The sequence below is a fragment of the Pseudarthrobacter sp. RHLT1-30-1 genome, assembly GCF_059383415.1.
Map to the genome: position 1 here is coordinate 81,744 of NZ_JBWZCG010000004.1, position 12,851 is coordinate 94,594.

General features: G+C 68.4%; 10 protein-coding genes and 1 riboswitch. Of the genes, 2 read left to right on the plus strand and 8 right to left on the minus strand.

Annotated features, from left to right (window positions below):
* Positions 1–11 precede the first annotated feature (11 nt).
* The 6 genes from AC50YM_RS04990 to trmB all read right to left on the minus strand — a co-directional run bounded on the left by AC50YM_RS04990 (position 12) and on the right by trmB (position 7,022).
* A complete protein-coding gene (locus tag AC50YM_RS04990) occupies positions 12–911 on the minus strand; it encodes an ABC transporter permease (RefSeq protein WP_494955870.1) in 900 nt (299 codons plus the stop codon).
* An 18-nt stretch (positions 912–929) separates the two neighbouring features.
* A complete protein-coding gene (locus AC50YM_RS04995) occupies positions 930–1,889 on the minus strand; it encodes an ABC transporter permease (protein ID WP_494955871.1) in 960 nt (319 codons plus the stop codon).
* A gap of 6 nt (positions 1,890–1,895) precedes the next feature.
* Positions 1,896–3,557 carry an ABC transporter substrate-binding protein gene (locus AC50YM_RS05000; protein WP_494955872.1) on the minus strand — a complete coding sequence of 554 codons (1,662 nt, stop codon included), beginning with the start codon at positions 3,555–3,557 and terminating at the stop codon, positions 1,896–1,898.
* A gap of 100 nt (positions 3,558–3,657) precedes the next feature.
* Positions 3,658–3,746, minus strand: a riboswitch (SAM riboswitch).
* Between the two features lie 149 nt (positions 3,747–3,895).
* Complete coding sequence (locus tag AC50YM_RS05005; protein ID WP_494955873.1) at positions 3,896–5,155, minus strand: N-acetylglucosamine-6-phosphate deacetylase; 1,260 nt, start codon at positions 5,153–5,155, stop codon at positions 3,896–3,898.
* An 8-nt stretch (positions 5,156–5,163) separates the two neighbouring features.
* Entirely contained in the window at positions 5,164–6,039 is an 876-nt protein-coding gene (locus AC50YM_RS05010; protein WP_494955874.1) for a DUF1206 domain-containing protein, read from the minus strand.
* A gap of 59 nt (positions 6,040–6,098) precedes the next feature.
* Positions 6,099–7,022 (minus strand): tRNA (guanosine(46)-N7)-methyltransferase TrmB, encoded by a 924-nt coding sequence (gene trmB / locus AC50YM_RS05015; RefSeq protein ID WP_494955875.1) that lies wholly within the window; start codon positions 7,020–7,022, stop codon positions 6,099–6,101.
* A 140-nt stretch (positions 7,023–7,162) separates the two neighbouring features.
* On the opposite strand from trmB, the gene AC50YM_RS05020 reads away from it, so the two are divergent.
* On the plus strand, positions 7,163–8,395 hold the full coding sequence (locus AC50YM_RS05020) for an MFS transporter (RefSeq protein ID WP_494955960.1): 1,233 nt from the start codon (positions 7,163–7,165) through the stop codon (positions 8,393–8,395).
* 41 nt (positions 8,396–8,436) lie between these two features.
* On the opposite strand, the gene AC50YM_RS05025 is transcribed toward AC50YM_RS05020, so the two are convergent.
* Positions 8,437–9,642, minus strand: a complete 1,206-nt coding sequence (locus AC50YM_RS05025; RefSeq protein ID WP_494955876.1) for a hypothetical protein — start codon at positions 9,640–9,642, stop codon at positions 8,437–8,439.
* A 275-nt stretch (positions 9,643–9,917) separates the two neighbouring features.
* Positions 9,918–11,123, minus strand: a complete 1,206-nt coding sequence (gene lhgO, locus AC50YM_RS05030; protein ID WP_494955877.1) for an L-2-hydroxyglutarate oxidase — start codon at positions 11,121–11,123, stop codon at positions 9,918–9,920.
* Positions 11,124–11,314: 191 nt separating this feature from the next.
* Here lhgO and AC50YM_RS05035 point away from each other — a divergent pair, with 191 nt between their 5' ends.
* Positions 11,315–12,826, plus strand: coding sequence for an MFS transporter (locus tag AC50YM_RS05035; protein WP_494955878.1), 1,512 nt, complete (start codon positions 11,315–11,317; stop codon positions 12,824–12,826).
* The last annotated feature ends 25 nt before the right edge of the window (positions 12,827–12,851 follow it).

Below are 12,851 nucleotides of genomic sequence, written 5' to 3' on the forward strand. Positions count from 1 at the left end.
GGGGCTCCTGTCTAGAACCGGAAGGTCTTGAGAAGTTGGCGTCCGAGGCCGGCCAGAAGCACGACCGTCAGCACGATGACCAGGCCCGGCAGACTGGTCATCCACCAGGCGCCGGCGAGGTATTGCCGACCCTCAGAGATCAGCAGGCCCCATTCCGGGGTGGGCGGAGGGGCGCCGAAGCCGAGGAAGCCAAGCCCGGAAATTGCGAGGATGGCGGCGCCAAGGTCGACGGCAAGCAGGGCGAGGACCGGTCCGCAGGAGTTCGGCAGGACATGCTTCCAGACGACGGACCAGTAGGATCCGCCGTTGAGGAAGGCGGCCTCGACGTAGTCCAGGTTGCGGACGCGCAGGACTTCCGAGCGCACTACGCGGGCGAATGAGGCAATCGAGGCGATGCCCACGCCCACGCCGAGCGAGATCGGTCCGGGCGCGAACGCTGTCACGATGATCAGGGAGATCAGGAATCCCGGCACAGCCAGGAGAACGTCGACGAGGCGCATGGTGCCCGCATCGGCGGCCCGGCCGGCCGTCGCAGCAAACAGGCCCAGGAACGTTCCCACCACGAAGCCGATCAGGACAGCGAGCCCTGCGGTGAGCAGGGTCTGCGAGGTGCCGTGCACGACCCGCGCGTAGACGTCCCGGCCCAGGTGGTCGGTGCCGAACCAGTGCCCGGCACTTGGCGGCTGGAATTTCTGCTTCGGAATGCCGCTGATGGGGTCGAAGGCGGTGAACAGGCCCGGTAAAAAGGCCCACCCCAGAACAATTAACAGGGGAAGGACGGTCAGCCACAGGCCCACCAAGCGCAGGAGGCTTCCATCGCGTTTTACCTGGCCGGTCGGGACAGCGCTGCCACCGGCCGGCGGCTGCGCCACCTCATTAATAGGATCTGTTCGTAGTAGCTCTATGCTCACAAGGTTCTCCGTTCGGTCTCAGGCAGTCAGTGCTCGTGGCGAGCCGTGCGCACTGCTCTTGAGGATCCGGGGATCCAGCAGCGGATACAGCAGGTCGACGATCAGGTTCACTGCAACGAAGGCCGACGCCGTCAGCAGGACCAGGCCCTGGACCAGCGGGACATCCTGGACGGTGACGGCCTGCAGGACCACCGAGCCCAGGCCGGAGCGGGCGAAAACGGTCTCCGTGATGACGGAACCGGCAAGCAGGGTTCCGACGGTGATACCGGCAATGGTCATGGCCGGACCTGCAGCATTCTTCAGGGCGTGGCGGTAGAAGATCCATGCGGGGGACGCGCCCTTCGCCCGCAGTACGTCGATGAACGGTTGCTCATAGACGTGCGTGATGCTCTTGAGCAGCACCTGCGCGATCGGGGCGGAAACGTGAAGGGCCAGGACCAGCACGGGAACTGCCAGCGAGGCAAAGGAACCGTCCGGGAAAAGGGACATCACGCCGAGCTGAATGGACAGCAGCTGCAGCAACACCAGCCCGAGCCAGAACACCGGTACCGCTGCGAACAACGGCGGCAGATTGGTGATGAAGCGCTTCAGCGCCGTCGAGCGGCTCAACGTTGCCGCGGACACGAGGGCCACAGCCAGGACGACGGCCAGCACGAAGGCACTGGAGGCCAGCGCCAGGGTGGATCCGGCCACCGCACCGATGCGGGCCGCCACCGACTGCCCGGAGGCCAGGGAGTACCCGACGTCTCCACCGAGCAACTGCCCAAGCTGGTTGAAGTACTGCACCAGCAGCGGCTGGTCATAGCCGTACTGGGCCTTCATGGCATCAATGGTCGCCTGGTCAGCCGCTGCGTCCGCCGAGAGGAAGATCGTGACCGGATCGCTGGGCAGCAGCTGGATTGCCAGGAAAACGAGCGTGTACGCCAGCCAGATGACAAGCAGTGCCTGTCCGAGGCGCCGCGCAAAGTAGAGGCCCATGACCATCTACTTGCCGGTCTTCCAGGCGCCCTGGAAGATCGGTGCGGTGCCGGAGGTGAATTCGACATGCGACTTCGCATTGGCGCCGTAGACCTGGACCTCGTCCCAGAGCACGAGGGCCAACGCCTGGTCGACCACCAGCGCGCGCTGCTCGTCGGCGACGGACTGCTTGTGCGCGGCGGCGGTGGTGGCGGCGCGTTCCGTGGCGAAGAGTCCATTGAGCTGCTGGTCCGCGTTCAACGTCTGCGTGTTGGTGACCGGGCCGAAGACTGGCCCCAGGCCGCCGTAGGCAAACTGCCGGGTCCCGAAGAATTCCACGTTGGGATCCTTCATGGCAGTCGCCAGGAAGGCGTTGTCCGCGGCCCGGTTGACCAGCTTCACGCCGATCTCGCGCCACTGCTGCTCGATCAGTTCGAAAGCGGGCTTGATGACCACGGAGTTGTTTGATGACGTGACGGTGACCTCAAGCTTCTGGCCGTCCTTGGCGCGGATGCCGTCGGAGCCGACTGCCCATCCGGCTTCCTCCAGCAGGCTCTTGGACTTCTCCGGGTTGTAGGCCAGATCGGCGGAGAGATCAACGAAGTCAGGCGCTTCACGGTTCAGGATGGAACCGGCGAGCTCGTAGCTGTCGGAGAGCACCGTGTCCTTGAGTGTCGGCCGGTCGATCCCAAACTGCAGCGCCTGGCGGACCTTCGCGTCCGCCAGCTTGCCGCTGCCGACCCGCACTGCCGCCATGTTTGCCGTCAAGTCAATGCCCTTGGCCGGCAGGACCTGGTTGCCGCTGCCGGCAAGGGCAGTCTCGTCGGCCGGCTGCAGTCCGCGGACCAGATCAACCTGGCCGGTCTGCACGGCACCCGCACGGTGTGCCACCTCCGGCAGGTACTTCACGACGACCTTGTCCAGGTAGGCGGCGCCCTGGTTGGCAGCACCCTCCGGAGCCCAGGCGTAGTCGGAACGCTTTGCCAGGACGATTTCCTCATCGGCCTTCTCTGATTCGAAGGTGAAGGGGCCCGATCCGGAGATTTTCGCGATGGCCGACTGGCCGGCGTTATCGAGGGTGAGGGTCTTTGCCGACACGAGTCCTGCGGTGACGGAGGACGTGGCGCGCAGGAAGTTGGCGTCGGGGGAGGACAGGGTTACTTCCACCTGGTCCTCGCCGATGACCTGCGAGGACTTGTAGGCGGAGAAATCAACGTTCGGCTGGATCTTCGCGCCCTCGATACCCTTCCCCAGCGCCTCGAAGTTTGCCTGGACCGCTTTGGCGTCCAGCGGTGTCCCGTCGCTAAAGCTCACGCCCGGGCGGATCGTGAAGGTGAACTTGGTCTGATCCTCACTTGCGGTGAACTTGCTGGCGATCCAGGGGACGAGCTCGCCCTTAATGGCATCGAAATAGGTCAGCCGGTCCAGCACGCTGTTCAGGACGTTCGCCTTCTCGTAAAAGCGCGCCGCCTGGGTCTGGAAGTTATTGATCGGGGTGACCTCGGCGAAGACGAACGTCCCGCCCTGCACCGGGGTTCCATCCTGGGTCTGCGATGCCGCGGCGCCGGCCGGGTTGGCGCCGCAGGCGCTCAGGGCCAGGGCCGCCGCCCCCATCAGGGTCAGCAAGCGCAGCGGGCGGCGTTTGGCCTTCGCGTTCGTCGTGGCCGTGCGTGATCTATTGGTATCCATCGGGGATCCTCTCGGTCATGACCGAGGAACTCCAGAATCACAGGCCCCACCCGCCAGCCACCGCAAAGGCGCAGGTCGGAGGTACTTGGGATCGTGGCAATATCCATCGGTCCTGGCATTAGCACCGTGCCCGAAGGGTGGTTGCTACGGCGTCATCGAGCCAGGTCTCTCAGCCGATCTGGATGGTTGGTAATTCGTTCAGAAGGACTTTTTTCGTTGCGGCAACCGTTTCGGCTGGCGGCAACACCTACTTTCCTGCAGAATCTTCGATTTTCCAATAATGACGACACGTTCTGAAACAAACGATCACAAACGCCCCAGTTTCGCGCCCGGGGGCGTCATGACTGTGGCCGCGTCAGGGCGTGTCCGCCGCGCAGGACCACGACGAGCCGGAAGTCGTGGTCCACCGCCACGACGTCGGCGCGCCTGCCCGGCCGCAGGCTCCCGATCTCGGTTCCAAGACCCAGGATCCCGGCCGGAACCAGGGTCGCGGCTTTGACGGCGTCTGCGGGTGCGACGCCGGCGGCGATGGTCCGGCGGACGACGTCGAGCAGCGTGGCAGTGCCGCCGGCGAGGGCACCGCTGCTCTTCAGGGCCGCCACGCCGTCGCGCACCACCACGGGGGAGCGGCCGAGTTCGTAGTCGCCGTCGGGCAGGCCGGTCGCCGCCATGGAATCGGTGACCAGGGCGACGTTGCCGGCGCCGACCAGCCCGAACACCATCCGGACGGTCTCGGCGTCCAGATGGACGCCGTCGCCGATGAGTTCCACCGCCACGGTGCCGGCGGCCGCGAGGCGCAGGCATGCTGCCACGGGACCGGGGCTCCGGTGGTGGAGCGGCGGCATCCCGTTGAACAGGTGCGTCACCGTCGGCCGCCGGCCCGTTCCCCGCAGGGCTTCCGCCGCGGCGGCCAGCGAGTTTGCGGCGGTCTGGGCATCGGCGTCGGTGTGGCCCAGGGAAGGTGTCACACCGTTCCCGGCGAGCAGGCTGACCAGCCCGGCGGCTCCGGGCAGTTCGGGGGCATACGTCATGGTCGTGAGCGTGCCGCCGGCCGCGTGCAGCAGCCGGCGCAGCAGCTCAGGGTCCGGGTCCCGAAGCCACGCCGGGTCCTGCGCCCCGCAGCGGGCGCGGGCGAGGAACGGGCCTTCGGCGTGGATGCCGGCGATGAGGCCCTCGTCGGCGAGCGGCCGCAGCACCCCCATTCCCCGGAGGAGCTCCTCCGCCGGCGCGGTCACGAGGCTGGCCAGCAGCGTTGTGGTTCCGTTGCGGTGCAGAAATTCGACGGCCGCGCGGCACGCCGTGTTGTCACCGGTGGGAAAATCGCCGCCGGCTGCACCATGGCAGTGCAGGTCAACGAGCCCGGGAAGGATCGAACTGCCCGCCGGAAGGTCGATCTCCGCCACGTGGCCGAAGCCCGCGGCGCGGACGCCGGCGTCGAAGCCCGCGGCGTCGAAGCCGCTCCGCGGCCCGGCATAGGAGATCCCGCCGCCGGCCACCGCCACGACGGAATCAGCGGTGGCGGCGCCGTCGGTGATCAGTGTTCCGGTCAGGACGAACGAGGAACCCGGGCCGGGGCCGCGGATGTCCGGGCTGGGCATGTCCGGCCTTACATCTTGGCGAGTTTGGCCCGCACCATCATAAAGATGCCGTAGAAGATCAGGCCGACGCCGACGGCTGCCAGGATGTACAGGCCGAACGGCTGGTCGCGAAGGGCCTTCAGGCCGCCGTCGAGCCCGGTGGACTCCTCAGGGTGGGCCGTCACCGTGGCGATGATGACCAGCAGCCCCACCAGCAGCAGGACGATGCCTTTCGCGGCGTATCCGACGACGCCGAGGATGGTCACCGCCGAGCGTGCCCGCGGCGAGGCGGGGAGCCGGAGGTATTTGGTGAAGGACTGCCGGAAGCCCCGGATGGCGTAGATGATGCCGGCGATGGCCACGCCCGCGCCGACGACGAGCAGCAGCGCGTAGCCGCCCGGGGCTTTCAGGATGGACGCCGTGAGGTCGCTGGTGGAGCTGGTGTGTTCCTTCCCGGCGCCGTTGGCGAAAGAGAACAGGGTGAGGGCGAGTCCGGCGTAGACCACCGCCTGGAGGGCGGCTTTGGCCTTTTTCCCCAGCTTTTTCTTCGCCGGCAGGTGTTCAAAATCGAAGATCGCATCGCTGGCCTGCCAGATCGCAAGGGCCACGCAGGCTACGAAGGAACTCCAGAGCAGCAACGGCCCTGCCGGCTGCGCGGCGAGTTGCTCCACGGCGCCACTGACGTCGGCCTCGCCTTCGCCACCCATGGCCAGCCGGATCGCGACGAGTCCGATCAGGAAGTGCAGGATGCCGCTGACCGCAAAACCGGCACGGGCCACCAGCTCCAGTGCGCGGGAATTCGTGACGCTTTCGGCCGCGTCCGCGGCGTCCTTCAGTTCTCTTTTGATGGCGGGTTCCTCGACTGACTCGGTGGTTCTGCCGGACGTCCATTCCGCCCGGATCATGCCTTTCCGTAATCGTGCCACGCGAAGCCCGCCGGGAACAGCACTGACGTGTGGCGGGACTAGCGGCGCCGGTAACTGAGGTCGAAGATGAGCCGGCCGGCGTCGTGCGCCTTGTTCTCGAAACTCGTCAGGATCCGCCCATCGAACCGCGGCGCCCAGCCGCCGGCCTCATCGGTTCCCTCATTGGGGCCGGTGTGTTCGGTGCTTACCGGGGCGCGGCCCTCCTTCACCGGGGCCCCGCCCACGAGGGACTCGACGCCGGATTCCCAGACCCGGGTGAGCGGGCTTTCGTCGCCGCTGCGCTCGCCGTCATGCAGGTTCTCAAAGTCGGCGGAGCCGGCCAGGACGTCGCGGACGTGGACGGCATAGTTGGACCAGTCCGTTGCGATCCGCCAGATGCCCCCGGGCTTGAGGGCCCGTGCGGCGAGCTCCGCGAAGGCCGGCTGGATCAGGCGGCGTTTGTGGTGCCGGGACTTGTGCCACGGGTCCGGGAAGAAGACCCAGAGTTCGGTCACGGACCCGGCCGGCAGCATGGTGGCGAGCACTTCGGGGGCATTCGCTTCCACGACGCGGACGTTGGCCAGGCCACGGCTGTTGATCTTGATCAGGGTGTTGGCCAGTCCCGGGGTGTAGACCTCGACAGCGAGGAAGTCCTTGTCCGGGTTCGCTTCGGCGGCGTGGCAGACGGCGTCGCCCAGGCCGGAGCCGATCTCCACGATCAGGGGGGCCGTGCGGCCGAATTCGGCCTCGGCGTCGAAGACATAGTCCGGGTGCACGGAGGTGTTGGCGATGTGGCGGGGGACCTCGACGGCCCACCGGTCGGAATGTTCCTCCCACGCGACCTGGCGGCGGCCCTGCAGGCGGGTGCCGCGACGCACGAAGCTGACCGGACGGCCGCCGTACGTGCCGAAGGCGGCCTGCGTGCCGGGGGTCACCGGCCGGGGAGGCTTCGGTGTTTCGGGGGATTCTGGGGATTCACTCATCCCTTCCAGAATAGTGGAGTCCCGGCCGGGCGCCGTGACACGGCCGGCGGCGCGGAGCCTGCCAGAATGGGGCCGTGACTGTACCGAAAAGCTCCCAGGACCCCGCCGCCACCGGCGTCGGGGTCGAAGACCGCCGAAGCCTGCTGGTGGACGCCGAGATCGACGACGTCCCCGCGGCGGAGCCCACCCGGGTCGGGAGCCGCCGCAGCCTGGCCTACCTGGGTGTGTGCCTGGTCCTGATCGGGCTGAACCTGCGCACCGTGTTCTCCAGCTTCTCCGCGGTCCTGCCCGAGGTGACGGCCGACGCCGGGCTGCCGGGCTGGGCCGTCGTTGTCCTCACCACGGTGCCGGTGACGCTGCTCGGCGTTTTCGCGCCGCTCGCGCCCGTGCTGGCCCGCCGCTTCGGCGCCGAGCGCGTGCTCCTGGGGGCCATGGCCGTGCTGACGGCAGGGCTCCTGCTGCGGCCCCTGGAGGCCGGCGGCGCCGGGCACCTCCCGGCCCTGCTGGCCGGGACGGCTGCCTGCGGTGCGGCGATCTCGCTGTGCAACGTGCTGCTGCCGGGTCTGGTCAAGCGTGACTTCCCGCACCGGCTCGGCCTGATGGGTGGCCTGTACACCACTGCGATCTGCGCCTCTGCGGCGCTCGGCGCCGGTTTCACCTATCCGGTCTTCAGCGCCACGGCGGAGTGGACAGCGGCGCTGCGGTTCTGGGCACTGCCCGCCGGCGTCGTTCTTCTGCTGTTCCTGCCGCTGGCCCTCCGGCAGCGCCACGGCCGGCACCAGGTTGCGCAGGGCGGCGTGAACGTATGGCGTTCGGCAGTCGCGTGGCAGGTGACCATCTTTATGGTGCTGCAGGCGATGATGTCGTTCAGCGTTTTCGCCTGGCTGGCCCCGATCCTGCGCGAGCGCGGGGTGGACGGCGGCACGGCCGGGGTGATCGTCTCGGTCTCGATCGTGCTGCAAATGCTGGGGTCCCTGTTCGCGCCGGCGCTCGCCACCCGGTTGCGGGACCAGCGCGCGATCAACACCGTGGTGGCGCTGATGACCGGAGGCGGCTTCGCGCTCAGCATTTTCGGGCCGCTGGAGCTGATCTGGCTGTGGACCGGGCTGCTGGGCCTGGGCCAGGGCAGCCTGACCGCCGTCGCGCTCACCATGATCATGGTCCGCACCCGGGACGGGCACACCGCGGCGCACCTGTCCGGGATGATGCAGGGCGTGGGCTACGGGGTCGGGTCCACCGGGACGCTGCTGGTCGGCCAGTTGCACCAGGCCACGGGGTCGTTCGCGGCGGCGGGTGTGCTCTTCCTCGCCGTCGGATCGCTGGCGGCGGTGTTCGGCTACCGCGCCGGGCGGAACCGCTTCATCGGCAGCTGACGGAAGGATCGCTGCGGCTCGGAGGAGACCGGGCGTGGCCCCTACAGGCCGGCTTTCGCGAAGACCTGCCGGATGACGGCGCTTGCCGCGTCGACTGAGGCCTGGACCTCGTCCTCCTCGAGCGGCCGATACCTCATGGTGTCCACTTCCACCGTGAGCGTTCCCTTCCGGGCGCCGAGACGGACGTAGGAACGTCCGGTTCCGTCCGAGGCCCGGTACCTGAAGGCATGGCTGGAATCGGCGTCGAACTGCACGGCCAGGGGCTTAACCTCCGACCACGAGAGATCGCCCTGGCCCAGGACGTTCGCCTGGATGGACGTGCAACCCTCTAGTGCCGTGGTCCGGGCGTCGAAGGGGTACGGCCGGGCGAGCGCCGTGCCCAGGCTGATGATGGTCACGTCGAGCGAAACCAGCTTGTCGGCGGTGGACACGATGCCCTGGGCCATGGTCGCCGCGCCTGCCAGCATTCCGAAGTAGGCGGCGTCGTCGTAAACGCAGCCCGCTGGAGACGGGAGTGGCGAGCCACCTGACGAACTGGTGACCGCGCGGGCCCCGGTCGGCGTCACATAAAGCTCCGTGCCGGCCCCGCCCGTCACGCCCTTGAGCAACTGGCTGAGCTCGTCGGGGCTGCGGGCGCCGGCGGGATCAGGCTTCGGAGCGCTGGGCGGATTCTTCACTGCCTCGTCGATGAGGTCCCGGGCAAAGCCCGCCATGGATTCCACGGCGCGTGCGGTCGTCCCGGAGTCCACTGGCCAAAGGGACAGAGCCATGTCGATGGATACGGTTCCGGCCAGCACGTGCAGTCCGGCCGTCCCGATGTCCATTGGGCCGAGCCCCTTCGCCTTCTGCGTGGTCGCGTACGCCTGTTCCCCGACGGGCGGCACCGGCACGAGCCGGGCCTCATACGTTGACGACATCGCCCCGCCGCCGGCCACGGAGTAGGTGTAGCTCCGTTCGAATTGGGCACACTGTGCCGCCAGGACGTCCGTATTAGTGAAGTCCGCAGCGGCTAGTTTGTCGTGCGGCGCGCTCCTGATCACGAAGGTGATAGTGGTCGTCTGCGACTCTTGCGCGGCGAGGGGCAGGCGGCCCTCCGCGAAGTTCACGCCAGTGTCGGTCCGCCGCGACGCGGCCTCTGTTTCCTCATGCAGGCGGAAGGCGGCGCACTGGTCCGGCGTCGTGACGCTGGTACTGGCAGGCCCGGCGGCGTACTTGGCCGTTTCACGGACGGTCCTCGTGTCAATCACGATCCCCTGAAGGGTCCGCGAGCGCACCGCTGCCGTCGCGATGTCAACGAGCTGCTGGTCGTCGTAGACCTCGCCCGGAGCCTGTGCAGCGGGCGATGCCCCCGCGGTTGCGGCTTGCCCCCGGCGTTGCCCAGAGAATTCCTGCTGTCTCGACTGTGCGAGCGGACATCGCGGGCCCCTTATCGTGTAAGGCACAGGCTACGTTTCGGCAGGGAATCGCAAGAAGGGCACTTCGGCCCGACACGGGCGATCGATAGCCGACGCCAGCCCAGGAATCAGGACAGCGGGGCCCCCAGATACCTGTCGATGAGGTGGTCCGCGATGGCCAGGCAGGAGGTGGCAGCGGGCGACGGCGCATTCCGCAGCAGCGTGACCGGCCCGACCTGGTCCACGGCGAAGTCATCCAGCAGGGTCCCGTCGCGCCCCCAGGCCTGGGCCCGCACACCGGAAGCCGTCTTCGCCGTCAGGTCCGACATGGCCAAGTCCGGGATGAAGCGCCGGGCCTTGCGGTAGTAGAGCGGTTTGACGAGAGAGCCGCTGATCTCGTCGATCCCCATCCGCCAGTGTTTTTTCGCCAGCGGACCCGCTCCGGGCCAGCGCAGGGAGTCCCAGGTGTCCTTCGCCGAGACGGCGAGCCAGCCGTAGCCTTCCCGGGCGAGCGCCGGGACGGCGTTGGGACCCACGTGCACGTCGTCGTACACACCGCGGGTGAAGTGCACGCCGAGGAAGGGGAACCGCGGGTCGGGCACCGGGTAGATCATCCCGCGCACCAGGGCGGTCCGTTCCGGTTTCAGGGACCAGTATTCGCCCCGGAAGGGAAGGATTTTCGGTGCGGGGTCGGCGCCCACGAGGCGGGCAACGACGTCGGACTGCAGGCCGGCGCAGGCGATCACCCGGTCGAAGGCGTGCTGCGACCCGGCGGTGCCGACCCGCACGGTGGCGCCGTCGACGGTCATCGACAGCACCTCCTGCCCGAGCAGGATGGTGCCGCCGGCTTCCCGGACGTCCTGCGCCATCGCTTCGGTGATCGCCGCAAAGTCGACGACGGCGGTGTGCGGTGAATGGACCGCCGCCACGCCGGCGACGTGCGGTTCGATCTCATGCAACCCGGACGCGTCGTTGATCCGGGCAAGGCCCGGCACGCCGTTCGCCCGGGACCGCTTTTCGATTTCGGCCAGGGCGGGCAGTTCGGACTCGTCAACGGCGACCACAAGCTTGCCGACCTCCCGGTACGGAAGGTTCTTCTGCTGGCAGTAGTCCCGAAGGGCCGCGCGTCCGGCCACGCACAACTGTGCCTTCAGCGACCCGGCCGCGTAGTAGAGGCCGGCGTGCACGACGCCCGAGTTGTGCCCGGTCTGGTGGGCGGCCAGCCGATGCTCCTTCTCAAAGACGGTAACCTCACCGAGCCCGCGCTGCACGAGCGCGCGGGCCAGCGCGATGCCGACGATCCCGCCGCCAATGATTCCGATTCGTGCACTCACGTCACTGCGCCCCTGTCGCCGGTCTTCCCGCGAGTATAGAACTGATGCCGCGCGCATGGTGCGTGCCGCCGGCAAGCTGTGGCATGCTTCCCCTTGAGTTCCATTCCGGCTCCGCCGGAATGCTCCGCGGCAGCCGACCTCGACCTGAACCCCCGTTGAGGTTGTCCACGACAATTGATCAGGCCAGGCCCTTGCCCAGTTCCGTTCCCGCTCCGACCCTGGAATCAGCCGGCATCTTCCACCGCGATTACCTGCTGGTGACCCTGGGCGCCTGTGCACTCGTGTTCCTGGCCGCCTTCGAATCGCTGGCGGTGACCACGATCATGCCCGTGGTCAGCCGGGAGCTGGAGGGTGCCAGCCTCTACGCCCTGGCCTTCGCCGGCCCGCTCGCCACCGGCGTGATCGGGATGGTGGCAGCCGGCAACTGGTCCGACCGGCGCGGCCCGGTCGGACCGCTGTACGCATCTGTCGCCATGTTTGTGGTGGGTCTGCTGATCGCCGGGACAGCAGCGGCCATGCCAGCCCTCGTGGCCGGCCGGCTGGTCCAGGGCCTGGGTGGCGGCGCCATGACGGTGGCGCTGTACGTCGTGATCGCCCGGGTCTATCCGCCCGTGCTGCACCCCAAGATCTTCGCCGCCTTTTCCGCAGCCTGGGTGATCCCCTCGCTGGTGGGTCCGTTCGCCGCGGGCCTTGTGGCGCAGCTGGCCAGCTGGCACTGGGTGTTCCTGGGCGTGGTGGGGCTTGTGGTGCCGGCGCTGCTGATGATTGTTCCGGCGCTGCGCGGGCTGCACGGCACGCGGGACGCCACCCCCGAAGGCACCACCGACGGAACCCCCGACGACGAGCCCGACGACGAGCCCGACGGCGCACCCGACGGCGTACCCCGGGCATCCGATGCCCGGACAACCGCAGCACCGGAGGACATGTCCCCCCGCAGTCCGGGGCTTTCCTCCGGGATCGGGAGGCTGGCCTGGGCCGCCCTCGCAGCGCTCGCCGTGCTCGGCCTGAACCTCTCCGCCAGGCTTCCGGTGGCGGGCGGAGCCGTGGCCGTGGCGGCCGTCGTCGTGGCCCTCATCGCGGTCCGCCCGCTGGTGCCGCGGGGAACATTGACCGCCCGCCGCGGACTTCCCAGCGTTATCCTCACCCGCGGCCTGGCTTCTGCCTCTTTCTTCGGCGCCGAGGTCTACCTGCCCTACCTGCTGGTCGAGCGCTACGCTTTCTCACCCACCTTCGCGGGCTTGTCCCTGACCGGCGGCGCCGTCGCGTGGGCGGCAGGTTCCGCGGTCCAGGGCCGCCTCGGGTCGCGGCTGGATCACCGCCGCGCTGTTCGGATCGGGGCGGCCCTGGTCCTTGGCGCCGTCGCCCTGGTGCTGCTGACCACGGTCCTTAACTGGCCGGCCGCCGTCGCGATCATCGCCTGGGTGGTCGCCGGGGGCGGCATGGGGCTGATGTATGCCCGCCTGAGCGTGATGACCCTGGCACTGTCCAGCAAGGAAGAGGAGGGCTTCAACAGTTCGGCGATGTCCATTTCCGACTCGCTGGGCGGGGCGCTATCACTCGCCACCACGGGCATTATCTTTACCGCGTTCCCGACGGCGGCGGCGTCCTTCGGCGGGGTCTTCGCCCTGACCGCACTGATTGGCGTCGCCGCGGTCGCCATCGCCCCGCGGGTGGCCGGGCGGCGCAGCATCCTGGACGCCTAGTTTGCCTGTGACAGGACGGCCCCGG

What these genes read in the sequence shown, in the direction of transcription:
- AC50YM_RS05010 (WP_494955874.1), bottom strand. Translation starts at nt 6,039, where the DNA reads ATGATCCGGGCGGAATGGACGTCCGGCAGAACCACCGAGTCAGTCGAG.
- AC50YM_RS05000 (WP_494955872.1), bottom strand. Translation starts at nt 3,557, where the DNA reads ATGGATACCAATAGATCACGCACGGCCACGACGAACGCGAAGGCCAAA.
- trmB (WP_494955875.1), bottom strand. Translation starts at nt 7,022, where the DNA reads ATGAGTGAATCCCCAGAATCCCCCGAAACACCGAAGCCTCCCCGGCCG.
- AC50YM_RS04995 (WP_494955871.1), bottom strand. Translation starts at nt 1,889, where the DNA reads ATGGGCCTCTACTTTGCGCGGCGCCTCGGACAGGCACTGCTTGTCATC.
- AC50YM_RS05005 (WP_494955873.1), bottom strand. Translation starts at nt 5,155, where the DNA reads ATGCCCAGCCCGGACATCCGCGGCCCCGGCCCGGGTTCCTCGTTCGTC.